This window comes from Hydrogenophaga pseudoflava NBRC 102511 (assembly GCF_001592285.1).
GTDB classification, from domain to species: Bacteria; Pseudomonadota; Gammaproteobacteria; order Burkholderiales; family Burkholderiaceae_C; genus Hydrogenophaga; species Hydrogenophaga pseudoflava.
On the sequence record NZ_BCWQ01000006.1, the window covers coordinates 156,779 to 179,464 of the forward strand.

Annotated in this window: 21 protein-coding genes, 1 other RNA gene and 1 riboswitch; of the genes, 13 read left to right on the forward strand and 9 right to left on the reverse strand. The window is 64.2% G+C overall.

All coding sequences use genetic code 11. From position 1 onward, the window contains the following. Positions 1–7: 7 nt before the first annotated feature. Positions 8–1,834 carry a TonB-dependent receptor domain-containing protein gene (locus tag HPS01S_RS09460; protein WP_084397225.1) on the reverse strand — a complete coding sequence of 609 codons (1,827 nt, stop codon included), beginning with the start codon at positions 1,832–1,834 and terminating at the stop codon, positions 8–10. Between the two features lie 79 nt (positions 1,835–1,913). Next, a riboswitch (cobalamin riboswitch) is annotated at positions 1,914–2,165 on the reverse strand. Positions 2,166–2,215: 50 nt separating this feature from the next. Between HPS01S_RS09460 and HPS01S_RS09465 the strand changes: the two genes are divergently transcribed. The 4 genes from HPS01S_RS09465 to HPS01S_RS09475 all read left to right on the forward strand — a co-directional run bounded on the left by HPS01S_RS09465 (position 2,216) and on the right by HPS01S_RS09475 (position 3,953). Beyond that, positions 2,216–2,446 (forward strand): hypothetical protein, encoded by a 231-nt coding sequence (locus tag HPS01S_RS09465; protein ID WP_066154477.1) that lies wholly within the window; start codon positions 2,216–2,218, stop codon positions 2,444–2,446. Then, on the forward strand, positions 2,443–2,820 hold the full coding sequence (locus HPS01S_RS09470; RefSeq protein ID WP_066154480.1) for a cell division protein ZapA: 378 nt from the start codon (positions 2,443–2,445) through the stop codon (positions 2,818–2,820). The genes HPS01S_RS09465 and HPS01S_RS09470 overlap by 4 nt, the downstream gene beginning before the upstream one ends. Positions 2,821–2,889: 69 nt before the next feature. Continuing rightward, positions 2,890–3,070: non-coding RNA, 6S RNA (gene ssrS, locus HPS01S_RS22485), on the forward strand. Between the two features lie 67 nt (positions 3,071–3,137). Next, a complete protein-coding gene (locus tag HPS01S_RS09475) occupies positions 3,138–3,953 on the forward strand; it encodes a sulfite exporter TauE/SafE family protein (protein ID WP_066154483.1) in 816 nt (271 codons plus the stop codon). 6 nt (positions 3,954–3,959) lie between these two features. Here HPS01S_RS09475 and rraA read toward each other — a convergent pair whose 3' ends face one another. Further along, positions 3,960–4,472, reverse strand: coding sequence for a ribonuclease E activity regulator RraA (rraA, locus tag HPS01S_RS09480; RefSeq protein WP_066154486.1), 513 nt, complete (start codon positions 4,470–4,472; stop codon positions 3,960–3,962). Between the two features lie 255 nt (positions 4,473–4,727). Here rraA and HPS01S_RS09485 point away from each other — a divergent pair, with 255 nt between their 5' ends. The 7 genes from HPS01S_RS09485 to HPS01S_RS09515 all read left to right on the forward strand — a co-directional run bounded on the left by HPS01S_RS09485 (position 4,728) and on the right by HPS01S_RS09515 (position 12,327). Beyond that, complete coding sequence (locus HPS01S_RS09485) at positions 4,728–5,165, forward strand: SWIB/MDM2 domain-containing protein (RefSeq protein ID WP_066154489.1); 438 nt, start codon at positions 4,728–4,730, stop codon at positions 5,163–5,165. Positions 5,166–5,380: 215 nt separating this feature from the next. Then, positions 5,381–7,129: an adenylate/guanylate cyclase domain-containing protein gene (locus tag HPS01S_RS09490; RefSeq protein ID WP_066154494.1), complete on the forward strand. Its 1,749-nt coding sequence runs from the start codon at positions 5,381–5,383 to the stop codon at positions 7,127–7,129. Between the two features lie 30 nt (positions 7,130–7,159). Then, entirely contained in the window at positions 7,160–8,227 is a 1,068-nt protein-coding gene (locus tag HPS01S_RS09495) for a phosphatase PAP2 family protein (RefSeq protein ID WP_066154496.1), read from the forward strand. After that, positions 8,224–10,281 (forward strand): S8/S53 family peptidase, encoded by a 2,058-nt coding sequence (locus tag HPS01S_RS09500; RefSeq protein ID WP_157576192.1) that lies wholly within the window; start codon positions 8,224–8,226, stop codon positions 10,279–10,281. The genes HPS01S_RS09495 and HPS01S_RS09500 overlap by 4 nt, the downstream gene beginning before the upstream one ends. A 109-nt stretch (positions 10,282–10,390) precedes the next feature. Further along, positions 10,391–10,612: a hypothetical protein gene (locus tag HPS01S_RS09505; protein ID WP_066154502.1), complete on the forward strand. Its 222-nt coding sequence runs from the start codon at positions 10,391–10,393 to the stop codon at positions 10,610–10,612. Positions 10,613–10,670: 58 nt separating this feature from the next. After that, positions 10,671–11,612, forward strand: coding sequence for a DMT family transporter (locus tag HPS01S_RS21525; RefSeq protein ID WP_084397226.1), 942 nt, complete (start codon positions 10,671–10,673; stop codon positions 11,610–11,612). Next, a complete protein-coding gene (locus tag HPS01S_RS09515; protein ID WP_157576195.1) occupies positions 11,587–12,327 on the forward strand; it encodes a DUF6065 family protein in 741 nt (246 codons plus the stop codon). The genes HPS01S_RS21525 and HPS01S_RS09515 overlap by 26 nt, the downstream gene beginning before the upstream one ends. A gap of 10 nt (positions 12,328–12,337) precedes the next feature. Here HPS01S_RS09515 and HPS01S_RS09520 read toward each other — a convergent pair whose 3' ends face one another. From HPS01S_RS09520 to HPS01S_RS09535, 4 genes are all read right to left on the reverse strand, one after another. Next, positions 12,338–12,982: a Crp/Fnr family transcriptional regulator gene (locus HPS01S_RS09520; RefSeq protein ID WP_066154510.1), complete on the reverse strand. Its 645-nt coding sequence runs from the start codon at positions 12,980–12,982 to the stop codon at positions 12,338–12,340. Positions 12,983–12,988: 6 nt separating this feature from the next. Further along, the gene (locus HPS01S_RS09525) at positions 12,989–13,702 is read right to left on the reverse strand and encodes a helix-turn-helix transcriptional regulator (RefSeq protein WP_066154513.1); all 714 of its coding nucleotides are present in this window, start codon (positions 13,700–13,702) and stop codon (positions 12,989–12,991) included. A gap of 131 nt (positions 13,703–13,833) precedes the next feature. Next, complete coding sequence (locus HPS01S_RS09530) at positions 13,834–15,531, reverse strand: thiamine pyrophosphate-binding protein (RefSeq protein WP_066154740.1); 1,698 nt, start codon at positions 15,529–15,531, stop codon at positions 13,834–13,836. A 19-nt stretch (positions 15,532–15,550) separates the two neighbouring features. Continuing rightward, positions 15,551–16,774, reverse strand: a complete 1,224-nt coding sequence (locus HPS01S_RS09535) for an MFS transporter (protein ID WP_066154516.1) — start codon at positions 16,772–16,774, stop codon at positions 15,551–15,553. 86 nt (positions 16,775–16,860) lie between these two features. Between HPS01S_RS09535 and HPS01S_RS09540 the strand changes: the two genes are divergently transcribed. Further along, positions 16,861–17,709 carry an AraC family transcriptional regulator gene (locus HPS01S_RS09540; RefSeq protein WP_066154521.1) on the forward strand — a complete coding sequence of 283 codons (849 nt, stop codon included), beginning with the start codon at positions 16,861–16,863 and terminating at the stop codon, positions 17,707–17,709. Here the strand turns inward: HPS01S_RS09540 and arsC are convergent, their stop codons facing one another. Further along, positions 17,710–18,066: an arsenate reductase (glutaredoxin) gene (gene arsC, locus HPS01S_RS09545; protein ID WP_066154524.1), complete on the reverse strand. Its 357-nt coding sequence runs from the start codon at positions 18,064–18,066 to the stop codon at positions 17,710–17,712. A gap of 131 nt (positions 18,067–18,197) precedes the next feature. On the opposite strand from arsC, the gene HPS01S_RS09550 reads away from it, so the two are divergent. Beyond that, entirely contained in the window at positions 18,198–18,434 is a 237-nt protein-coding gene (locus HPS01S_RS09550; RefSeq protein ID WP_066154527.1) for a hypothetical protein, read from the forward strand. A 10-nt stretch (positions 18,435–18,444) separates the two neighbouring features. On the opposite strand, the gene HPS01S_RS09555 is transcribed toward HPS01S_RS09550, so the two are convergent. Further along, a complete protein-coding gene (locus tag HPS01S_RS09555; RefSeq protein ID WP_066154742.1) occupies positions 18,445–19,857 on the reverse strand; it encodes an aldehyde dehydrogenase family protein in 1,413 nt (470 codons plus the stop codon). An 83-nt stretch (positions 19,858–19,940) separates the two neighbouring features. Next, positions 19,941–22,547 carry an ATP-dependent chaperone ClpB gene (gene clpB, locus HPS01S_RS09560; protein ID WP_066154530.1) on the reverse strand — a complete coding sequence of 869 codons (2,607 nt, stop codon included), beginning with the start codon at positions 22,545–22,547 and terminating at the stop codon, positions 19,941–19,943. Positions 22,548–22,686: the final 139 nt, after the last annotated feature.

Here is a 22,686-nt window from a genome sequence, read left to right on the forward strand (position 1 = left end):
CCAGCACTCAACGGGGCGACCAGCTCAGGCCCAGGTAGAAGCTGCGGCCCGCCGTGGCATAGCCCAGCACCGACTCGTAGTCCTTGTCGGTGGCGTTGTCCACACGCGCCAGCAGCCGCCAGTCGCGGGCGATGTCGGTGCTGGCCGTGAGGTTCAGCAACGTGTGGGCCGCCAAGGGCTTGGTGTTGGCTTCGTCGTCGTAGCGCTTGCCCAGGTGCTGCACCTCTGCGCCCAGGCGCCAGCTGCCCACGGGCGTGTCTGCGGTCAGCGTGGCCTGCGTTTCGGCACGGCGCGCCAGCAGCTTGCCTGTTTCGGCGTTCTTCGGACGCATCAGGTCCAGCGAAGCGCCCAGGGCCACTTCGCCGAGCGTCGTGCCGCCGGCCAGCGTCACGCCGGTGTAGGTGGCGCGGCCGGTGTTGCCGTAGCAGCCGGCGAAATCGCCCACGCCGTTGACACAACTGCCCGGACCGGCCAGGTAGTCGATCAGGTCTTTGACGCGATTGCGGTAGACCACCACGGAGGCGCGGCTCGCAGCCTCCTGCCAGCGCAGCCCCGCTTCCATGTTGCGCGCGGTTTCGGCCTTGAGGTCGGGCGTGCCGTAGATGCTGAAGCGCTGGAACAGCGTGGGGGCGCGGAAGGCCGTGCCCACCGAGCCGGTGAGCTGCAAGGTTCTGGACAACGCGTAGCCATAGGCCAGCGAGCCGGTGGTGTGGGCACCGAATTCGCTGTCGTCGTCGCGGCGGGCGTTGAGCTGCAGCGTGTGTTCACCGGCACGCAGGCCGTAACCCAGCGCAAGGGCGTTCTGATGCCGCTGGGTGTCGACCGGCGTGGTGCTGACGTTCTCCAGCTGGTCCTCCCGCCGCTCCAGGTCCACCGTGAGCTGGCCCGGCCCCACGCGCATCTCGTTGCGCAGCAGCCAGCTGTCCACCGTGGTGTCCGTCAGGTAGGTCGAGGGGGCAGTCTCGTAGCGGTCGGTTCCGCGGCTGAGCCCCACACGGGTGCTCCACGCCTCGCTCCAGCGGCTGTTCCAGTTCAGCCCCACGGTCTGCAGGCGCTGCCTAGCCTGGTCGTCCTGCCCCGGCATGTAACCGTCGTAGCCGGCCTTCTGGCGGCTGTCCAGCAGCGTGGCTTCCAGCTTCTGTCCGTCGGAGAGCTTCCATCCCAGGCGACCTGAGAACGACTCGTTGCGATACCCGTCGCGGTCGGGGTTGCCGGAGGGCTTGGCGTTGAAGCCATCGCTGCGTTCGGTGCCCAGACCGAAGGCGTAGTCGACCACACCATCACCACCGCGCAGCGCAGCGTTCAGTTCGTAGGTGCTGTTCGACCCCACGCCGATGCGCAGCGAAGGGAAGAAACCCTTCTCCCCGTGCCGCGTGAAGATCTGCACGACACCGGCCATCGCGTCCGAGCCATACACCGCAGCCGCCGGACCGCGCAGCACCTCGATGCGGTCTACCTGGGACAACGGGATCGCATTCCAGGTGGCCCCGCCCGTGGATTGGGAGTCGATGCGCACGCCGTCGACGAACACCGCCGTGAAGCGGCCCTCGGCGCCTCGCACATACACACCCGTGGTGGACGCGGGACCGCCGTTGCGGTTGACGGTCATGCCCGGCAGACGCTCCAGCACGTCGGAGACCGACGCGGCACCCAGGCGGTCAATGGCGCCGCGGTCGACCAGGGTCACGTCCGCCACCACATCTGTGATGGGCAGCTCGGACCGGGTCGCAGACACCACGACGGTAGGCAGGGAGGACTGTGCGAGAACAGGAAAAGCGATGGCGCATGCCATGGGCAGCGCGGCCAGGCGCACCGGAGCAGAACGGAAAGACATGAATGAAAACAAACGATGGTTGCCCTCGCCGTCTTCCCCGACAGCGCATGGGCGTCACGGCAACGGTCCTGGTTCAGGACACGTCACCACCGTGTTGGCCGGTATCCGGGCTGGCAGAACGACCTCCACCGCCTTCCCGGAGCGCCGGTCGAAACCGGTTGTCCAGTGGCTGTGGGGTGAAGGCAGGGACCGGGCGAAAGCCCGGATCCCGTCTGCTTACCGTTGCGGGGGCAGCGCAGGTTAGGTCGGTCGGCGTGGACTTCCCCTCCTGCTTCCCGTTGAACTGCGGCATGTGAACCACACCGCGAGCACCAACGGAATCCATTGTAAGCCCGTGCTCCTTGCGGCAACCCTACAATGAGTGTCTTACCAGTTGTCACCATGGCCGATCCCAAGCAAATTGACCTGATCGCCGAGCGCGTGGAACGCCTGCTCCTTCGCCATGAAGAACTGCAGCGCACCAACGCCCTGCTGATGGAGCAGGTGGCCTCGCTCAAGGCAGAACGTGACTCCATCAAGTCGCGTCTGAACGCTGCGCGTTCCCGCATCGACGCGCTGCTGGACCGGTTGCCGGTTGGAATCGAGCCCCCCTCCCACAAGGACTCCGAATGAACAAGCCGGCCTCCAAGCAGATCGAGGTTCAGATCATGGGCCAGAGCTATCTGCTGGCCTGTCCGGCGGGGGGCGAGCAATCTCTGCTGGACGCCGTGGAGCGTGTGGACACCGCCATGTGCCGCATCCGGGACGCCGGCAAGGTCAAGGCCCGCGACCGCATCGCCGTGCTCGCATCCCTCAACCTGGCGTTCGAACTGTCCCAGAAGGAAGCCGAGGGGTTTTCTTCCTCGTCCTTTCTCCCTCCAGAGCCGACACCCTTGCCGGGCTCCACTCCCCAGGGCGAGTTGCCCGACGCTGCTGCGCTGGCGCGCGCGGAGGAACTGGTGCGGCGCCTCGACCAGGCGCTGGGCAGTGACGGCCAGTTGATCTGAATCAGGAACCGGCCCTCAACTTTTCCGACGGGCGAGCCCATCCATCGGGTCTCCAGCCTCTACAATTTGTCCTGTCTGCAGTGCGTGCCGGGCTTTATATTTCCTTGAACCAATGCTCCATGAGCCCGGGCTTGGTACATAACGTGGCTGGTGTGAGCGTCTCGCGTCAGATGAACCCGAAGCCCCGTTGCCCTCGCCCACCTGAACCCCCGGTTCAGGATGACGGTCCGGTGGCACTTGCAGACACCTAATACCCTTCGCTGCGGCCCCACGGATGTTTCCTGGGGCCGCACTCTTTTCCGCCCTCCGGATTTCCCATGAGCCTTGAACCCCTGCTGATCATCGAACTGGCCCTTCTGGGGGTGTTCACCGGGTTTCTGGCCGGCCTGCTGGGAATCGGCGGCGGGATGATCATGGTGCCATTCATCAGCGCCATCCTCGCCCACCGTGGCGTCGCGCCAGGCTTGGCAGTGAAGATGGCCATCGCCACCTCCATGGCCACCATCATCTTCACCTCGATCTCCAGCGTTCGCGCGCACCACAAGCGCGGCGCCGTGCGGTGGGACATCGTGCGGCGCCTTGCGCCCGGCATCGTTATCGGTGCCGCGGTGGCAAGCCTGGGTGTCTTCGCAGTCCTCAAGGGCGGGGCTCTGGCCTTGCTGTTCGCGCTGTTTGTGGGCTTCTCCGCCACCCAGATGCTGCTGGATAAGAAGCCGCAGGCCTCGCGCACCTTGCCGGGAACGGCCGGCCAGCTGGGTGCCGGGGGGGTGATCGGTTTTCTGTCGGGACTGGTGGGTGCCGGGGGCGGCTTCGTCAGCGTCCCGTTCATGACCTGGTGCAACGTTGCCATCCACAATGCCGTTGCCACCAGCGCAGCGCTCGGTTTTCCCATCGCACTGGCGAACGCCGCCGGGTACGTCATCTCGGGCCAGGGTGTGGCCGACCTTCCGGCGGGTTCGCTGGGCTACGTGTACCTGCCGGCACTAACGGTGATCGCCATGACCAGCGTGCTGATGGCGCCGCTCGGTGTGAAGGCCGCACACGCGCTGCCGGTGAAGTCGCTCAAGCGGGCCTTCGCGCTGATTCTCTACGTGCTCTCGGCGTACATGCTCTACAAGGGTCTGACGGCCTGAAGCCCGTCAGACGCCACGGTGCAATGGCCGGTCGGCAATCACGGTGCCATCCTCGTCGGCGTACAGCCATTCACCCGGACGCACGGTGACGCCCTGAATCTTCACCGCCACGTCGCGCAGCCCCTGGTTGCGCCGCTCGGTCGGCAGCGGCATCGAGGCCAGCGCGCGAATGCCGGTCTCGCACACCGCCAGTTCGGCCACGTCGCGGACGCACCCGTCCACCACCACGCCGGTCCACCCGTTGCGCGCGGCGGCGGCACCCAGGTTGCCGCCCAGCAAGGCGCGCCGCAGCGAAGCCCCGCCGTCGACCACCAGCACACGCCCATCTCCCGGTCCTTCGACGAGGGCCTTCACCTGGCTGTTGTCATCCAGGCACTGCACGGTCACGACCGGTCCGGCGAAGCGGCGATGGGCACCAAAGTCACGGAACACCGGCGGCAGCACACGGAAGGCGCCGCTGACGTCGCCCTTGTGTTCGTCGCACAGATCGCAGGTCGAAAAATCGATGGAAGAAGTCATGGTGAGCCACTCTCGAAAACAGGTTTTTCGGAGCCGAAATTGGAGCACGCTCTTTGTCGCTGGTTGGGGTGCGGCATGCAATACCGGGCGCAGTGTTGTTTTCGGGGCCAAAAAACCCCATTTTCCCTCTTGCGCAGCACAAAAATACCGCACCTCCACCTTGGAAGGACCATGCATCTCCATTAGCATGCGAGTCACCAGTGAGAGAGCGCGTTCTCCTCTGGCGTCAAACCACTTCTAGAAGGAATCCTCAACATGGCAACTGCAAAGAAAGCTCCTGCGAAGAAGGCCGCTCCGGCCAAGAAGGCCGCCGCTCCTGCAAAGAAGGCTGCACCCGCGAAGAAGGCCGCCGCTCCTGCGAAGAAGGCCGCCGCTCCTGCAAAGAAGGCTGCACCCGCGAAGAAGGCCGCCGCTCCTGCAAAGAAGGCCGCACCAGCCAAGAAGCGCACCCCCAACGCAGCCTTCATGAAGGCCATGACCCCCAGCGCCGCACTGGCCGCCATCGTTGGCAACAGCCCGCTGCCCCGCACGGAAGTGACCAAGAAGGTCTGGGAATACATCAAAAAGAACAAGCTGCAGGACGCTGTCAACAAGCGCATGATCAACGCTGACGCCAAGCTGAAGGAGATCTTCAAGAAGGCCCAGGCCTCGATGTTCGAAATGACCAAGATGATCAACGAACACCTGAAGTGATCAGGACGCAAAGGGGCCCAGGTGCTCCTTGCACGGAGAGCCGGCGCTGCCGGCTCTTTTTTTTGACCCTGGCCGGTCCGTACCCGGCCCTTTCAGATGTGAGAAACTGAAACAGCACTTCCCCTTTTCGAGGTATGACAAGCCAGCCGCACCCCAGCACCATGGGCTCTCACGGCGAATCGGCTCCATCCCCTGAAGTTCCGCCTCTGCCGCTCATGCAGAACAAGGTGGTGCTGGTGATGGATCTGGTGGAATCCGTGAGGCTGATGGCATCGAACGAAGCGTCCGTGGTGTTCCACTGGCACAGCTTTCTCCAACACGCCCGCGATGAGGTGCTGCCCCGACACGGCGGTCGTCTGGTCAAGAGCCTCGGGGACGGCATCCTGGTCGAGTTTGAGGACGCCGCTCCCGCCATCAGAGCAGCCTTCAGCTTTCACGAATACTTCGGAATGCTGAATCGCAGACGCGACGAGGACAACAAACTTTGGCTTCGGGGTGGATTGAATGCCGCGCACTTCTATGTTGACTCCAACGACGTGTATGGCCAAGGTGTCAACCTCGCTGCCCGGGTTGCATCGCTGGCCCGCCCAGGAGAAACCGTCATCACCGCTGGAGTTCGCGACCGGATCGTGGATAGCGTCGACGGCGAATTGGAAGACATGGGTGAGAGCTACCTCAAACATTGGCCCGAACCTGTGCGGACGTGGCGTGTGAAACCCATCGAGAGCACTGGCGTTGCATCCCCAAAGCCATCCCTGCCTCCCGCTCAAGAAGATCTCCGGCCTACCATCGCGGTCATCCCGCTGGATTGCCGAGCTGGTCAGCAAGAGCACCTGATCATTGGTGAACTGATCGCAGATGGAGTGATCGCCCAACTCTCACGCAGCCGACAAATGCGCGTGATTTCCCGACTGTCGACCACCGGATTCAGAGGACGAGGTGCGCAGCTAGGAGATATCCAGCAGCACCTGGCAGCTGGCTACGTGCTAAGCGGCAGTTACAGCATGCTTGGAGATCGCGTGGTGGTCATGGCCGAGCTCAGCGATGCAAGACGAGGCGATGTGGTCTGGGCTGATCGTTTAACTGGGACCGTTACCGATCTGCTTCAGGTCGACAGTCAGCTCATTCGCGAACTCACTGACAACGCCAGCCAGGCACTCATAGAAAACACCGTACTTCGCGCCACCATCCTGCCCTGCCCCCAACTCGATAGCAATGCACTGCTGCTGGGTGGAATCGCACTCATGCATCGATCCACCGCTCGGGATCTGGAACGCAGTCGTGAACTGCTGGAAGCGGTCACTGAGCGCCACCAACGTGTGGCCACACCATGGGCGTGGTCTGCCAAATGGCACATTCTCAACATCGTTCAAGGCAGAAGCAGCGACGCACCGGCAGAGTTCAGACAGGCAATCGATATTGCTGATCGGGCCTTGGATCTGGAACCACATAGTTCGCTCGCGCTGGCGATCAAGGGTCATGTGCAATGCCACTTGGGCACCGATCTGGATCAGTCCAGGCAGTTGCTCTTGCAAGCCACAGACATCAATCCAAACGACCACACTGCCTGGCTGTATGCCGGCTTTTGGTCCACGATGTGGGGCGACCCCACCGATGCTGTCAGAGAGTCCGAAAAGGCGTTGGAGTTGTCTCCCCTAGACCCACAACGCTTCTTCATCGAAATGTTGGTTGCGCACAGCTATCTGATGGCGAACGAGTTGCAAAAGGCTATCGACATCAGTCACCAGTCCCTGCGCCGCAACCGCTACTACTTGGCGACCTTGCGGGTTTTGATGACAGCGCAATATGAGATCGGCCGTCATCAGGACGCCCGCGCGACCTTGGACCAGTTGCTTGCAATACAGCCCGATCTCTCTATTTCTAAGTTCCTTTCTTACGGGAGCAGCAGCCCGCTAAGGATCCGTGCGGCGCGAGCCATGAGGGATTTGGGACTACCCGAATGAAACGTTAACAACCCGTTTGAGGAGCACGCAATGAGCATGTATGGCGGTATGGGCGGTATGGGCGGTATGGGCGGTATGGGCGGTATGGGCGGTATGGGCGGCATGGGGGAAGTCACAGCTGCGTCCATCATCCTCAACCGGAACGCGATTGCAGGACCATTTGAAGGTGCAACGGTTGACCCGTCCATCCCGGTATTTAACGATCCAAGCAATCTCAGACTCTGGGCAGACGGTCCACGCTTGACCGCCTGCTTTTCGGAGTTGGTCGAGGGTCTTCAATACAGCGCCCATCGGGGCAAGGCCAGCCTCCACCATGTGGAAGTTGGCAAAAAGGGGTGCAAGCATCGCCACCTTCTGAACCTGACAGCGCCGGACCTGGAGTTGCTCAAGGGTCAGTCGGAACTGGTGGCAGCCTACGCCGACCTGCGCGGCGACCGAGGCACAGAGATTCTTTCCCAGATCGGTCTGCCTGTTCCTTTCTGGGCAGCCATCACCGGCATTCAGGATCATCGCCAGAAGAAGACCCTTCAACTCCTGGCCTTGGCCTTTTCGCTGGCGAACCACGTCGAAATGCGCTTCAAGCAGATCTTTACCATCGTTCGCCCGGCCGAGTTGTCTCCCCAGATCCAGCCCATGATCGCCACGCCCGGCCACGCGGCCTATCCGAGTGGTCATGCGACAGAAGCCTTCATTGCCGCCACCCTGCTTGACAAACTGTTGTGCGCCGCGCGCCCTGGCCCGACCCACCGGCCCGGAAACGACGCCACGCGGGTGCAACTGCAGCGTTTGGCTTACCGCATCGCAGTGAACCGCACGGTCGCTGGCGTGCACTACCCTGTGGACTCGGCTTGTGGTCGCGTATTGGGGACGTTGTTGGGTGAGTATTTGGTGAGTCGCTGTGACCAGAGCAAACTCAAGACCCGGGAGTTCTGGGGCGACCGATACACCGGAACAGGCGGCTCTGTGCTCGACTTTGATTTGCAGGACTCAATCAACGACGGGGGCAAAGCAGGTGGTCAGGAGGGCGCGCCCTTCGCGCTGCCCCAAGGGCCATTGATGGCATGGCTCTGGGGAGAAGCCGTCAAGGAGTGGCAATGAGCCCGCGAGCTATCGGCAAGAAAGGCCAATGGCAGAAGCTTCCTCGTGGTCGCTTCACAGGCATTGAATGGTCCGATCCGGACTCTTTCAGGCAAAGCGATCCGTACCTTGCCTGGGCCGAAACCAGTGGGTTTGCCGGCTTCCGTTCACCACAGGGACAGTCTGCAAATCCTGAGTGGCTACCCTTGTTGATCGAGCTGCAAGAACCCTTTGGCGTCAAAGAACTGATTCATCGCGCTGATCCCAAATGGCTCCTGATTCCAAAGGTGTACCAGACCTTGGGGCCGGCGCTGCGGGTATGCACCGCGCGTGCCAAACGTGGTTTTTTTGATGCGCTGGGCGCCGACGGTGCTCTGCATGGCTTGATCAAACGCTATGAACTGGGGCTACCTGTTGGCCACCATGCGAAGGCACTGGCTTCGGCCGCCTCGCCCTCGGACAACACGTCGTCGCCTCCGGAAACCCAGCTCCACGGCGATGTCACCGTGGTCATCGACAACGGGCTGGCCTTGGCACATGCCGATTTTCTGACCGGGCGGACGAAGAAGAAGACCAGGGTCGCCGCGTTCTGGCGCCAGGACGAATTCGTCGGACCCCACGGCCGAGCGGCCGCCTCGCTGAAACCCATTCCGCTGGACAACGCTCGTGCAGGACATCCCCCCTCCGATATTGGCTACGGTCATCAGCTGACCGAGTCAAAGATCGAAGCGGACATCGCCAAGCACACCAACGCGGGTCGCGTGGACGAAGACGCGCTATACCAGTATTGGCAGATGTGGGAACTCAACCACCAAGCTCACCACGGAACCCACGTCACCAGCCTGCTCGCCGGACCCGTCCCTTACGTCCAGACCATCGGCACCGAAGACAGCCCCCCCGACTGGGACCCGGTCGACGACCCGGCGAGCCGCGCACCTCTGTTGGTCGTACAGCTCGACTGGGCCAGCGTGGCAGACAGCTCCGGTGGAGCCCTGAACGTGAGCGTGCTCGACGCTATGGCCTGGGCACTTGCGAGGTGTGCAAAAACGGCATCCGTGACCGTCAACCTAAGCTGGGGCGCATTGGCAGGACCGCACAACGGGTCTGCACTGCTCGAAACCGCTTTGACGCAACTGATCTCGGCCAGTGGCAGGAAGGTAAATCTCGTGATCCCGGCGGGCAACGCCTACCAAGCACGCACCCACGCCAATTCCAAGCTCGATCCGGGCAAAAGTGTGTCGCTGCACTGGAGAATCCAGCCAGACGACCACAGCCAGAGCTTTCTGGAGTTGTGGTTTGAAGACAGTCAAAAGGCCGCCTTGGCCCTGAACGATGTCTCGATTGAGCTCACTCCCCCAGGGTCAAACAAGCCCTTGGAGCCCATCGTGCTGGGTGATAGCCGCGCATGGCCCTCTTCGACAGCACCGCAATGCGCCGTCCTGTTCCCGCCCATATGTGCGCTGGGTCACCCGGGGGTTTGCGCTTTGATCGCGCTTGCACCGACCGCTACCTGGTTTTCCAACACCGTTCTCACACGCCCCGGCGTGTGGAAGCTAGATATCTTCAACGGCGGTCGCCGCTCGGTGACGATGGACGCCTACATCGAACGCGATGACGTGGCATTGGGCTCTGCGCCCACGGGCGCAAGACAGTCCTATCTTGAAGACGCGCGCTACGACACCAGCGGCGGGCTCGGCGGTTGGGTCGATCATTCAGACAACCCGACACCCGTGCGCCGCAGTGGCACGTTCAACGACATCGCAACGAGCCCGCCCACGGTCTCAGTGGGGGGCATCCGCTACTTTCACAACCAAGCCGCTCACGGGTACGACAACAAGTCAGCGCTCTACAGCCCCCGTTCGCCCGACCCTGATGCGCTGCGGCCTGAACGTCTCAATGTGAAAAAGGTGCCAGACCGGTTTGCGGTGAGCGATGAACACGCAACCCTGTGGGGAGTGCGCGGCGCAGGGACACGCAGCGCCAGTTGCGTCCGGTTGGTGGGAACCAGCATGGCGGCACCACAAGTCGCTCGGCCACTCGTTGGAACCAACACAAATTCCCAAACCGAGCAATAGGTGGCTTCCCAGGCTTGTTGCACGCTTCGATTCTCATAGCATGGCCTGCCTGCCAGTTTCATACTGCGCAGGCGTCAGATATCAACCAACTTCTCAGGAGTAGACAACTATGCAGTTCAACCAGGCTCGCCCTGTCACCTTCGGTTCCGCCGGCGTCATCAGCCCCACCGTTGCCAAGCACCTGCAGCAACCCGCTCGCCCTGTCACCTTCGGCTCTGGCGGCGCCATCAGCCCCACCGTTGCCAAGCACCTGCAGCAACCCGCTCGCCCCGTCACCTTCGGCTCCGGTGGCTACATCAGCCCCACCGTTGCCAAGCACCTGACGAAGTAACCTCGGCCCGAATACTGTTCCAACAGGAGGGATATGTGAAAACATATCCCTCTTTTTCATGACCTCACACCACAAAGGGTTGGCAGCCACGCTGCTGTTTGCGCTGATCCTTGGAACCATTCCCGCCATCACCCGGCTTGCGGTTACCACCAATGCACATTTGCTTGACCTCTGGTTGCTTCGGTGCTTGGTTGGCGGCCTCCTCTTGTTGCCCTACCTTGGGTACCGCTTGTACTCAAGACAATTGCCAGCACGATTTCTACTGATTGGCGCCGTGCTTGCTTTTTGCCAAGGCTGGGGAGCACATCTCTTTTCAATTGCTGGCATGCAATTCGCTCCAGCGAGCCACACATCCGCACTTGGTCCGGGCGTCATATCAATATGGGTTGCGATGTGGGGCTTTCTCATTTTCAGAAACAAACCTAAACAACAAGAAATCTATAGCTTCCCATTTCTACTCGCGGGAGCTGCCATCATCATGGTCAACGCGGGCTTCATATTGAATGATCCCAAGATGCTCACGGGTGACTTGTTCTACTTAGGATCATCCTGCGTCTCGGCCATCTATCTGGTCTACCTCAAGAACAAAAATCTAAAAACACTTGACGGGGCTGCTGTTATTGCATTCTTCTCTGCCATTGTCGCTTCGCTGGTATTTCTGGCAAGTCCGCACGAATCCCGGCTGCCTCTCCTTCCCATCAGAGACCTGATCTTTCAAGTGATGGTGCAGGGAGTGATTGCTGGTGCCTTCATATATGTACTGATCGGCTATGCGATCAGTCGCGTAGGGGCGCAACAGTTCACAATCATCGGATCGATCATCCCTGTCATTTCCATGTTTGCCGGGAAGTACATTACAGGAGATCCTTTCAACTCTCTGGACATTGCGGCTATCATCATTATCGCAATTGGAATTGTGATCGGAGTCAAGAACTCTTCACCCGCCCAAAACAAAATCAACCCGAACCAGAAACATGCAGTTCTACAAGATATTTCCTGAAGCCATCACCCCCATGAAGGCAGAAAAGTCTGCACTGGGTAGTTTGCCTACAGCGGGATTTCAGTATTGCGAACCGGTCAGAACCGCATCTTCCCATGGATGGCTTGTATTTCCACCGAAAGACATTGTTCTGAAATTTGACGGCAAGGAGGTTTTTACTCATGTGAATGGGGAGTGGGAAGCCCTGAGTCACTTGTATTTCGACGATGATTTCTGGCAACAATGGGATGACATGGTCCCCGAGTCGATTCGCGGAATCCGGGTCCCTTATCTCTCAACAACCTTCTACCCCGGCCTGATTCAGATTTGGTCTGGACTGCTGGTAGAAACCGAGAGTGGGTATTCGTCGCATGTCCGGCCCATTGCAAACTACTTCCGAAGCAGCTCATACGTCACCTATGAGGGTATCGTCAGAACCGACACTCACAAGCCTTGGCCATTGTTCGGAAATATTCGCCTCACAGCCACAGACCACATCATCAAACTAGACAAACACGTCCCACTCTTTCAACTTCAGAAAGTTCAGAATGAATGCTTGAAAGATACGGAGACGATTTGCCACGATCTGATGTCCGATCCAAACATGTTGGGAAACAGATTCACCGAGGACATGTGGAAGGGCTTTTCAGGGACGGTACGTGACGCAGACGCGACCCAGCCCAGACGCGTGGGTGAGTACGCGGCAATCGTGAGAAAAGAAAGCAAGCGCGACTAAGCGCAATCGCTCACCAGCGCGCCGGCAAGGCTTTGAGCAGCCAGATCCAGCGCTCGCGCACGGCGATGTAGCCGCCAGTTTCCAGGTCCTTGAGCAGGCGGGACACCATTTCGCGCGAACACGCGAGGTGTTGGGCCAGCTCCTGGTGGGTGAGGCGCTCTGAAAGCCGGCGCTCGCCAGAGGCTTCGGGCTCCTGCGCCAGCTGGTTGAGCAGTCGCACCAAGCGCCCGTACACGTCGATGAGGGCCACATTGCCGGCGCTCTCGGTGGCCAGCCGAGCGCGGCGGATCAGCCGGGCCATGAGTTCCAGTGCGAACTCGGGGTGCTGGGCAATGTAGTTCAGCAACACGGCGCGGGAGATCACGGAACAGGTGGTTGCATCGACCGCCTCCACGTTGGCCGAGCGCGGGCCACCGTCGAGCGACATTTCGCCCACATATTCCAGAGGGCCGTAGAAGCCCAGGGTCAGTTCCTTGCCGTTGCCATCACCGAGGAAGGCCCGCAGACGCCCCTGCAGGACGATGTAGATCGTGTCCCCGGACTCACCTTCCTGGATCAGCAGCGCGCCGTTGCGGTAGCGCCGCTGCACGCCCAATGCCGCCAGTGCCTGGATGTGGGAGGAAGGCTCTGTGCTGGCGGGAAGGAAGGCGGACATCCGGGCTCATGGTTGGGCAAACTCCATGGCATTGTGCGGCATCGCGGAGATCACCCGCAAGGCGGGGACCATGGGCGGCAGGCTGTGCACCTTCTGCATCAGGGCCCGGATGCTGCCACAGCCGGTTTTTTCGCGCAGCGCCTTGATCTGGCTGCGCACGGTGGATTCGGCCACCTTGTGGTCGGAAGCGATCTCGGGAATCGAGGCACCGCGGCACAGGGCCAGCAGCACCGCCTCTTCGCTGGGGCTCAGGTTCTGCGAGCGGGCGAACATGCGCAGCGCCAGGTTGTCGCAGGCATTCTTGCGAGAGAGCAGCACCAGCACGGTGGGCGCGTCGAACTCCAGCGGGTGGCTCAGCGGCACGAAGGCCAGCGACAGTTCGTGTTCGCCCTGCTTGAGCTGCAGCAGGCGGCGCTGGCCGCGCAGCGCGTGTTCCAGGGCGCTCTGGATCTGGGTGGTGAGCTCGGTGTTGCGCCCCAGCAGAGAGCGGGCGTGGGTGATGATCACCCGACCGGTCGACATTTCGTGCCGCGCCAGGTGGTTGGCGTGGCGGATGTGGCCCTGGGCGTCGATCACCAGCAGGCCGTAGTCGACTTCGTCCAGCACCCGCAACAGCAGGTCCTGTCCCAGGCTGTCCGGCACCGGCTGCGTGCGCTCGGCGTGGAAGTACAGGTCGCTGGTGGTGCGGTCCATCAGGTGGCGTTGGGCGGTGGTTTCCATGGCGCTTTCCTCGTGTGTTGCGGATGGGGAAAGCTTAGAAACCGGGCAGGATCTTGAGGCGTGTGCCATTGCCCACCGGCCTGTGACCTATTCACAAAGTCTGTTGTCAGAAAGCAACAAACTCACCCCGCTCAGCGGGATTTGTTCCGGATCGCCGAGAGGGTTCCGCGGGTGGTGATGACCTCCGGATCGAGCATGACCTCGATCAGCGAACCGCTGTCGGCGGCCAGCGCCCGCTGCAAGGCCGGCTCGAACTCCAGGGTGTGGGTGATGCGTTCGGCCGCGTAGCCATAGGCCCGCGCGAGCGCGCAGAAGTCGGGGTTCCGCAGGTCCGAGCCACTCACGCGCGCCGGGTATTCGCGCTCCTGGTGCATGCGGATGGTGCCGTAGGTGCCGTTGTTGAGCAGCAGTACGACCGACTTCGCGCCGTGCTGCACCGCCGTGGCCAGTTCCTGCCCGTTCATGAGGAAGTCGCCGTCCCCCGCAATGGTGAAGGCGGTGCGGCCGGAGAGGATGGCGGCCCCGATGCCCGCGGGCACGCCGTAGCCCATGGCGCCGTTGGTCGGGGCCAGTTGCGTCTTGTGCCCCTTGGCCAAGCCGTGGTAGCGGTAGAAGCGGTGCAGCCAGCTGGCGAAATTGCCTGCGCCGTTGGTCAGCACCGCGTCGGCTGGCAGGTGCTTTTGCAGCGTATGGATGAGGGCGGGCATGTCGATGTTGCCGGGCAGCACGATGCCGCCATTGGTCACCTCCACGTTGGCCTCGTAGTCGGCGTGGCAGGCGGCCGTCCACGTCGACCATGGCAGGCTGGGCGGTGCGGTCAGCACCTCCAGCGAACGCGCCGCCGCGTTCATCGTGGCCTGGATCGCGAGCGTGGGCTGGTAAACCCGGCCCAGCTCCTCGCCGCTGGCGTGGATGTGCACCAGCTTCTGCGTCGGCACCGGCGCTTCCAGCAGCGTGTAGCCGCCGGTGGTCGCCTCGCCCAGTCGCGGACCGATGGCCAGGACCAGGTCGCTCTCACGGATGCGCCGGGCCAGTGCCGGGTTGATGCCCAGGCCGACATCGCCCGCGTACAGCGGGTGGTGGTTGTCGAAGCAGTCCTGGAAGCGGAAGGCGTTGGCCACCGGCAGCTGCCAGTTCTCGGCGAAGCGCTGCAGCGCGGCGGCGGACTGCGGCGTCCAGCCTCCGCCGCCGGCGATCACCAGCGGCCGCTGTGCCGCCAGCAGCAGTGTGCGCAGCTCGCGCAGTGCGCCCGGGTCGGCCCAGGCCTGCACCGGCTCCACGCGCGGCAGCGGGTTAGCGTCCACCGTCTGCGTCAGCATGTCCTCGGGCAGCACCAGCACCACCGGGCCGGGCCGGCCGTTCATGGCGGTGGCGAAGGCGCGCGCCACGTATTCGGGGATGCGTCGCGGATCGTCGATGCGCTCGACGCGCTTGGCCATGCCTTTCGTGCTCGGGCCGAAGAAGGCGTTGTAGTCCACCTCCTGGAAGGCCTCGCGGTCGCGCGCGTCGCTGGCCACGTCGCCCACGAACAGCACCATCGGCGTCGAGTCCTGGAACGCGGTGTGCAGGCCGATGGAGGCGTTGGTCGCGCCCGGCCCTCGTGTCACGAAACACACGCCCGGCCGGCCGGTCAGCTTGCCCTGGGCCTCGGCCATGAAGGCCGCCCCACCCTCCTGGCGGTTGATCACGAAGCGGATGCGGTCGGCGCGGTCGTGAAAGCCGTCGAGCACGGCGAGATAGCTTTCGCCCGGCACGCCGAACGCGTGGGTCACGCCCTGGGCGATGAGGCAGTCGACGAGCAGGTGTCCGGCAAGTTTTGGTGTGGTCATGCCGGAATTGTGCACAGACTCAGCGGCCTGTCCGGCGGCCCACGCCGATGGCGGCATAGACGGACACCAGCAGCACCAGCGCCGCGCCCGCCAGCGTCAGCGCGTACCAGCCCCGGTCCATGAACACGCCAAAGATCATCGGAGAGACCGCGAAACCGACGTCCAGCCCCGAGTACACCGTGCCATAGACGCGCCCGGTCGCGCCCTTGGGCGTCGCCTTCTTGATCATCATGTCCCGGCTGGGGCCGCCCACGCCGATTGCAAAACCGGTGGCCGCCAGGACCACCATGGTGCCGGTGCCATTGAGCCAGCCGGTGGCACAGACCAGCAGCAGCAAGGCGCCGGCGGTCATCGCCCAGGCCACGACGCGATCGCTGTGTCTCGAGGTGGCGGCCACAAAGCCGCCGACGAACATGCCCACCGCGCCGCACAGCATGTAGGCGCTGACAGTGAGCGTGGCCGCCTCGACGCTGACCCCGTGCAACTGCTTGAGGATGGATGGCGCATAGCTCTGCACCACCGCCAGCGTCATGGTGGACAGCAGGAAGAAGGCGAAGCACCACCAGACCACGGGCAGCTTCATGAACGCAAGGTCGGAGCCCTTGGGTGCATCGGCGTGGCGCACATGCACCTCGGTGCGCAGCTTCTCGCGCTGCCAGAACAGCAGCGACAGCACCGCCACATACAGCAGCGCGGCGGCGTGGTAGGCGGTGCGCCAGTCGGCCAGCGCCGTGATGCCGACCAGAAAAGCGGGGGCGAGCGCCCAGCCCAGGTTGCCGGTCAGGCCATGGGCGCTGAAGGCGTAGCCCAGCCGCGGCGCCGAGACGCGCTGGTTCAGGATGGTGAAGTCGGCCGGGTGGAATGGCGCGTTGCCCAGGCCCGCCAGCACCGCCACCATCACCAGACCGGCGTAGCCGGTGGCCATGGACGCTGCCAGCGAGGCCAGCAGGAAGCAGCCGATGGCGGCAAACAGCACTGGGCGCGCGCCGATGCGGTCGACCACGAACCCGGACATCGCCTGGCCGGAACCCGAGATCACGAAGAAGATGCTCATCAGCAAGCCGACGTCGGAGTAGCTCAGGCCGAAGTCGCGCATGAAGATCGGGAACAACGGCGCCAGCAGCAGGTGCGAGAAGTGGGAGGTGCCGTGCGCCAGACCGACCAGGCCGATGACGGCGGCGTCCTGCTTCAAGGGAACGGGGTTGGCCGGCGGGGGCACGGCGTCGAGAGTGGCGGTGTTCATGCGGGGCATGGTACGGGCTGACGCAGCGGCCGATATGCGATAGAAAGACAACTATCGTCGAATTTCAGCCAAATCCGGGAGCCCCCATGAACAGACGCGAGCGCCGCGCCGTGCCCGTCGGCGACACCGATCCGTTCCGTCCCTCGCCGGAGCGGCCGGTGCGCTGCCGGGCTCGGGCCATGGGCCACGACACCCAGTTCGAACCGCACCACCACCCCTGGGGTCAGCTGGCGTATTGCGCAAGCGGCCTGTTGCAGGTCACGGTGGCCGACGCCGCGCCGAACCAGACCAGCGGGCTGGAGACCACCACCATCGTCCCGCCGTCGCGCGCTGTCTGGATTCCGCCGGGCGCCCGCCACGCGGTCAGCATGCTGGAGTCGTCGCAGCTCTACACGCTCTACATCGATCCGTCGGTGGTGACCGCCGAGTGGCGCCGCTCCCGGGTGCTGGTGGTTTCAGCCCTGCTGCGCGAACTGGTGCTGGGCATGGAGCTGCCGCACCACGCCGGAGACGAGCTGCGGCAGCGCGCGTTGTCCACCCTGGTGCTGGCCGAACTGGCGCACGCGCCGACCCAGCCGCTGGGCGTTCCGATGCCCGACCCGCAGCGCGGTGACCGGCGCCTGCGCGCCGTGTGCGAGGCGGTGCTCAACGCGCCGGCGCAACACGCGACGCTGGCCGGCTGGGCCGCCCACAGCGGCGCCAGCGAGCGCACTCTGGCGCGCCTGTTCCGGGACGAGCTGGGCATGGGCTTTCAGCGCTGGCGGCAGCAGGTGCTGCTGGCGCACGCGCTGCCGATGCTGGCCAGGGGCACGCCGGTGAGCCAGGTGGCCGCCGCCGCTGGCTACGCCAGCGACAGCGCCTTCAGCGCCATGTTCCGCGCCGCACTGGGCCAGCCGCCGTCGCGCTTTGGCCCGATGACGGCGGGACCCGCCTGATCAGAGCACCTCTTGCAGCCGTTCCTTCGGGCGGCAGAGCACGGTGCCGCGCGGCGTCACGACGATGGGCCGCTCGACCAGCACGGGGTGCTGCACCATCAGGTCCAGCCATTCGGCGTCGCTGCGTTCGGGGTTGGCTTCGGCCAGCCCGGCATAGAGGTCGCCCTTGCGGCGCAGCAGTTCGCCAGCGCTCATGCCCATGGCCTTGAGCAGCGCGGTCAGCTGCTCCCGGGTGTAGGGCTGCTTGAGGTAGTCAATCACCTCTGGCTCGACCCCGGTCTCGCGGATCGCGGCCAGCACGTTGCGCGAGGTGCTGCACTGGGGGTTGTGGAAGATGGTGATGGAAGAAGGCTTCATCGCGGTGCTCCGTGCGTTTCGCGGCCGAGCATAACGCCCGGTGGCGGTGCAGCGGCGGGCGTCACACCCCTGTCATCTCGGGCCCGTATCTTGCTCGACGCACACACAAAACGCGCCAGCAGGGGAAGACGATGAACGCACCACAACGCATTGCCAAGACACCGAAGGCCTGGGAGGCGCTGTCACGCCCCGACCTGGTCGGCCGCCGCGCCCACAGCCTGCTGCTCATGGCCAACGGCCGCCGCAGCGAACGCGAGCTGTCGGCACTGCTGGGTGGCGATGTCAGCGATCTGGCCGCGGGTCTGCTGCAGCAGGGCTACCTGCAGCCAGTGCCGCTGATGCTCTACGGAGACAACGACAGCGCCTGAGCGGCGCCACTCAAAGCCAGCGTTTGAGCAGCCCCATCACGCGATCGAACGTGGCGCCGTAGGGTGGGTAGAACAGGCTGGCCGCCGCCCAGCGCGACTGCACCAGCACCGGCTTCTGCTGCGTGAACCGCAGGAAGCCCGTCTCGCCGTGGTAGGCGCCCCAGCCGCTCTCCCCCACCCCGCCAAACGGCAGGTTTTCGTGGGCAATGTGCAGCAGCGTGTCGTTCACCGTGACGCCGCCGCTGACCGTGCCGCGCAGCACCCGGTCGCGCGCGGCACCGTCCTGGCCGAACCAGTACAGCGCCAGAGGCCTGGGACCGGCGTTGACCGTGGCGATCGCCTGGCCCAGATCCGTATAGCTGAGCACCGGCAGCACCGGGCCGAAGATTTCCTCGCGCATCAGGCGGGCCTCGGCGGGTGGCTGAAACACCAGCACCGGTGCCATCTGGCGCTCATGGCCCGAACCGCTGCGCTGGGCCACCTCGACCACACGGGCGCCCTGGGACTGCGCCTCCTTGACCATCGCCAGCAGCCGCGCGTGGTGCCGCTCGCTGATGATGCTGGCGTAGTCCGGGTGCGCGGCCCCGCAAGGAAACAGCCGCGCCACCGCGGCGACGAAGGCCCGCTCGAACTCGGCCTCGCGCCCCTGGGGCAGCAGCACGTAGTCGGGCGCGATGCAGGTCTGGCCGCCGTTGAGCAGCTTGCCGTGCGCGATCTTGATGGCCACCGCGTCCAGATCGGCCGAGGCGTCCACGATGCAGGGCGACTTGCCGCCCAGCTCCAGCGTGGTCGGCGTCAGGTTGGCCGCGGCGGCGGCGGCCACCTTGCGCCCCACGGCGGTGGAGCCGGTGAAGAACAGGTGGTCGAACGGCAGGCTGGCGAACTCGTGCGCCACGTCCGGCCCGCCCAGCGCCACACACACCTCGTCGGCGGAAAACGCCTGGTGCAGCAGGGTCGCGAGCAGCGCCGAGGTGTGCGGTGTGAGCTCGCTGGGCTTGAGCATCACGCGGTTGCCCGCGGCCAGCGCAGTGGCGGTCGGCCCGAGCGTCAGCTGTAGCGGGTAGTTCCAGGGACCGATGACACCGACCACACCCAGCGGCTGGCGCTGAATCTGGCCGCTGGCGGGTTGCAGGTAGATCGGTGTGCGCACGCGGCGCGTTTTCATCCAGGCGCCGGTGTGGCGATCCAGATCGCCCAGCAGCGAGCGCAGCACGAAGAAGTCCGCGACTTCGGTGAGCCGGATCGAGCGCACGCCGAAATCGGCCTGCACCGCCTCGGCCAGCGCCGCGCCGTACGTGTCGATCAGGGCCCGCATGCGGCGCAGGCGGTCCAGGCGAAGCGCCAGCGGCACGTCGATCTGCGCGCGGCTGGCCTGGAACTGCGCGTCGAACAGCGCACGCAACGGAAGGTCGGGGGGCGTCAGGGTCATCGGGTCATCATAGGAGCGCGCCCCGAGCGGCGGTAGAGGCGGCGCCCCATGCCGGGGCACCGCCTGTCGCCTGGGGCTCAGTCGTAGGCGATTGCGTCCGAGAACTCGAACACCCCGGGGTTGCGCACCGGGTCCACACCCACCGGGATCACCGATTTCGGCGGGTACCTGCCTTCCAGCAACAGCTTCGAGAGCGGGTTCTCAATGCGCTGCTGGATCGCGCGCTTGAGCGGCCGTGCACCGAACACCGGATCGAAACCGACCTTGGCCAGCTCGCCCAGCGCAGCGGGCGACACATCCAGCCGCAGGTCCATCTTCTGCAGGCGTGCCTGCAGTGCCTTGAGCTGGATGCCCGCGATGGCCTCGATGTGCTTGGCGTCCAGACCGTGGAACACCACCGTCTCGTCGATGCGGTTGAGGAACTCGGGCCGGAAGTGGTTCTTGAGCTCGCCCCAGACCGCGTCCTTCACGTCCTCGTAGCTGTCGCCCACCATGGCCTGGATGAGGTGCGAGCCGATGTTGCTGGTCATCACGATGACCGTGTTCTTGAAGTCCACGGTGCGGCCCTGGCCGTCGGTCAGGCGACCGTCGTCCAGCACCTGCAGCAGCACGTTGAACACGTCCGGGTGGGCCTTTTCCACCTCGTCGAGCAGCAGCACGCTGTACGGTTTGCGGCGCACGGCTTCGGTCAGGTAGCCGCCCTCCTCGTAGCCCACGTAGCCGGGTGGCGCGCCGATCAGGCGGGCCACCGAGTGCTTCTCCATGAACTCGCTCATGTCGATGCGCACCAGATGCTCCTCGCTATCGAACAGGAAGCCCGCCAGCGCCTTGCACAGCTCGGTCTTGCCCACGCCGGTGGGGCCCAGGAACAGGAAGGAACCGGTCGGGCGGTTCGGGTCGGACAGGCCCGAGCGCGAGCGGCGGATGGCATTGGCCACCGCGCTGATCGCTTCGTCCTGGCCCACCACGCGCTCGTGCAGCTTGGTCTCCATCTGCAGCAGCTTGTCGCGCTCGCCCTGCATCATCTTGGACACCGGAATGCCGGTCGCGCGGCTGACCACCTCGGCGATCTCCTCGGCCCCCACCTGGGTGCGCAGCAGCTGGCGCACCTGGTTTTCGCCTTTGCCGGCCTCCTGGGCCTGGGCTTCCTTGAGCTGCTTCTCCAGCTCCGGCAGCTTGCCGTACTGCAGCTCGGCGACCTTGTTGAAGTCGCCCTTGCGCTTGAGTTCCTCGATCTGCAGCTTGACGCGCTCGATTTCCTCGCGCACGTGTGCGCTGCCCTGCGCCTGCGCCTTTTCGGCCTTCCATACCTCTTCCAGATCGGCCGCTTCCTTCTGCAGTTCGACGATTTCTTCGTCGATCAGCGCCAGGCGCTTCTGCGAAGCCTCGTCGGTCTCTTTCTTCATCGCCTCGCGCTCGATCTTGAGCTGGATCAGCCGGCGGTCCAGCTTGTCCATCACCTCGGGCTTGGAGTCGATCTCGATCTTGATCTTGGCCGCCGCCTCGTCGATCAGGTCGATGGCCTTGTCCGGCAGGAAGCGGTCGGTGATGTAGCGGTGGCTCAGCTCGGCCGCGGCCACGATGGCCGGGTCGGTGATGTCCACGCCATGGTGCACCTCGTACTTTTCCTGCAGGCCGCGCAGGATGGCGATGGTCTGCTCGACAGTCGGCTCATCGACCAGCACCTTCTGGAAGCGGCGCTCCAGCGCGGCGTCCTTCTCAATGTACTTGCGGTACTCGTCCAGTGTGGTCGCGCCGATGCAGTGCAGTTCGCCGCGCGCCAGCGCCGGCTTGAGCATGTTGCCCGCGTCGATGGCGCCTTCGGCCTTGCCGGCCCCCACCATGGTGTGGATTTCGTCGATGAACAGAATGATGCGGCCCTCGTCCTGCGCCACTTCCTTGAGCACGGACTTCAGGCGCTCCTCGAACTCGCCGCGGTACTTGGCGCCGGCCAACAGGCCCGCCATGTCCAGCACCAGCACGCGCTTCTCGCGCAGGGTTTCGGGCACCTCGCCGTTGACGATGCGCTGCGCCAGGCCTTCGACGATGGCCGTCTTGCCCACGCCGGGCTCGCCAATCAGCACAGGGTTGTTCTTGCTGCGGCGCTGCAGCACCTGAATGGCGCGGCGGATTTCGTCGTCACGGCCGATCACCGGGTCCAGCTTGCCAGCGCGGGCGCGCTCGGTCAGGTCCAGGGTGTACTTCTTGAGCGCCTCGCGCTGGCTCTCGCCTTCGGGCGAATCCATCTTCTGGCCGCCACGCACGGCTTCGATGGCCGCTTCCAAGCTCTTGCGCGAGAGGCCGTTCTCGTTGGCGATGCGGCCGATCTCACCCTTCTGGTCGGCCACGGCGAGCAGGAACAGCTCGCTGGCGATGAAGGCGTCACCACGCTTGATGGCTTCCTTTTCGGTCGCCTGGAGCAACTTGATCAGGTCCGGTCCGGGTTGCACCTGTTCCTGGCCCTGCACCTCGGGCAGGCGGTTGACCGCCTCCTCGGTGGCCTTGGTCAGACCCGGCACATTGACGCCCGCGCGCTGCAGCAGCGACTTCGGGCCATCGGCCTGGCGCAGCATGGCCATCAGCAGGTGGGCCGGTTCGATATAGGCGTGGTCCTTGCCCAGGGCCAGGCTCTGGGCTTCGCCCAGGGCTTCCTGGAACTTGGTGGTGAGTTTGTCGAGACGCATGTTGTGATGCTCCGAAATGCTTGAACTGACGGGCATGTGGCGCTGACCGCCCTCATTTCAAGACCTTGCGCCGGTCGGGGTCAAGCGGCCTTGACCCGCATCAAAGCCGCTGCGCCCCGTGCAGCGGGGGCGCGAGGGG

What these genes read in the sequence shown, in the direction of transcription:
- HPS01S_RS09460 (WP_084397225.1), bottom strand. Translation starts at nt 1,834, where the DNA reads ATGTCTTTCCGTTCTGCTCCGGTGCGCCTGGCCGCGCTGCCCATGGCA.
- HPS01S_RS09465 (WP_066154477.1), top strand. Translation starts at nt 2,216, where the DNA reads ATGGCCGATCCCAAGCAAATTGACCTGATCGCCGAGCGCGTGGAACGC.
- HPS01S_RS09470 (WP_066154480.1), top strand. Translation starts at nt 2,443, where the DNA reads ATGAACAAGCCGGCCTCCAAGCAGATCGAGGTTCAGATCATGGGCCAG.
- HPS01S_RS09475 (WP_066154483.1), top strand. Translation starts at nt 3,138, where the DNA reads ATGAGCCTTGAACCCCTGCTGATCATCGAACTGGCCCTTCTGGGGGTG.
- rraA (WP_066154486.1), bottom strand. Translation starts at nt 4,472, where the DNA reads ATGACTTCTTCCATCGATTTTTCGACCTGCGATCTGTGCGACGAACAC.
- HPS01S_RS09485 (WP_066154489.1), top strand. Translation starts at nt 4,728, where the DNA reads ATGGCAACTGCAAAGAAAGCTCCTGCGAAGAAGGCCGCTCCGGCCAAG.
- HPS01S_RS09490 (WP_066154494.1), top strand. Translation starts at nt 5,381, where the DNA reads ATGCAGAACAAGGTGGTGCTGGTGATGGATCTGGTGGAATCCGTGAGG.
- HPS01S_RS09495 (WP_066154496.1), top strand. Translation starts at nt 7,160, where the DNA reads ATGAGCATGTATGGCGGTATGGGCGGTATGGGCGGTATGGGCGGTATG.
- HPS01S_RS09500 (WP_157576192.1), top strand. Translation starts at nt 8,224, where the DNA reads ATGAGCCCGCGAGCTATCGGCAAGAAAGGCCAATGGCAGAAGCTTCCT.
- HPS01S_RS09505 (WP_066154502.1), top strand. Translation starts at nt 10,391, where the DNA reads ATGCAGTTCAACCAGGCTCGCCCTGTCACCTTCGGTTCCGCCGGCGTC.
- HPS01S_RS21525 (WP_084397226.1), top strand. Translation starts at nt 10,671, where the DNA reads ATGACCTCACACCACAAAGGGTTGGCAGCCACGCTGCTGTTTGCGCTG.
- HPS01S_RS09515 (WP_157576195.1), top strand. Translation starts at nt 11,587, where the DNA reads ATGCAGTTCTACAAGATATTTCCTGAAGCCATCACCCCCATGAAGGCA.
- HPS01S_RS09520 (WP_066154510.1), bottom strand. Translation starts at nt 12,982, where the DNA reads ATGTCCGCCTTCCTTCCCGCCAGCACAGAGCCTTCCTCCCACATCCAG.
- HPS01S_RS09525 (WP_066154513.1), bottom strand. Translation starts at nt 13,702, where the DNA reads ATGGAAACCACCGCCCAACGCCACCTGATGGACCGCACCACCAGCGAC.
- HPS01S_RS09530 (WP_066154740.1), bottom strand. Translation starts at nt 15,531, where the DNA reads ATGACCACACCAAAACTTGCCGGACACCTGCTCGTCGACTGCCTCATC.
- HPS01S_RS09535 (WP_066154516.1), bottom strand. Translation starts at nt 16,774, where the DNA reads ATGAACACCGCCACTCTCGACGCCGTGCCCCCGCCGGCCAACCCCGTT.
- HPS01S_RS09540 (WP_066154521.1), top strand. Translation starts at nt 16,861, where the DNA reads ATGAACAGACGCGAGCGCCGCGCCGTGCCCGTCGGCGACACCGATCCG.
- arsC (WP_066154524.1), bottom strand. Translation starts at nt 18,066, where the DNA reads ATGAAGCCTTCTTCCATCACCATCTTCCACAACCCCCAGTGCAGCACC.
- HPS01S_RS09550 (WP_066154527.1), top strand. Translation starts at nt 18,198, where the DNA reads ATGAACGCACCACAACGCATTGCCAAGACACCGAAGGCCTGGGAGGCG.
- clpB (WP_066154530.1), bottom strand. Translation starts at nt 22,547, where the DNA reads ATGCGTCTCGACAAACTCACCACCAAGTTCCAGGAAGCCCTGGGCGAA.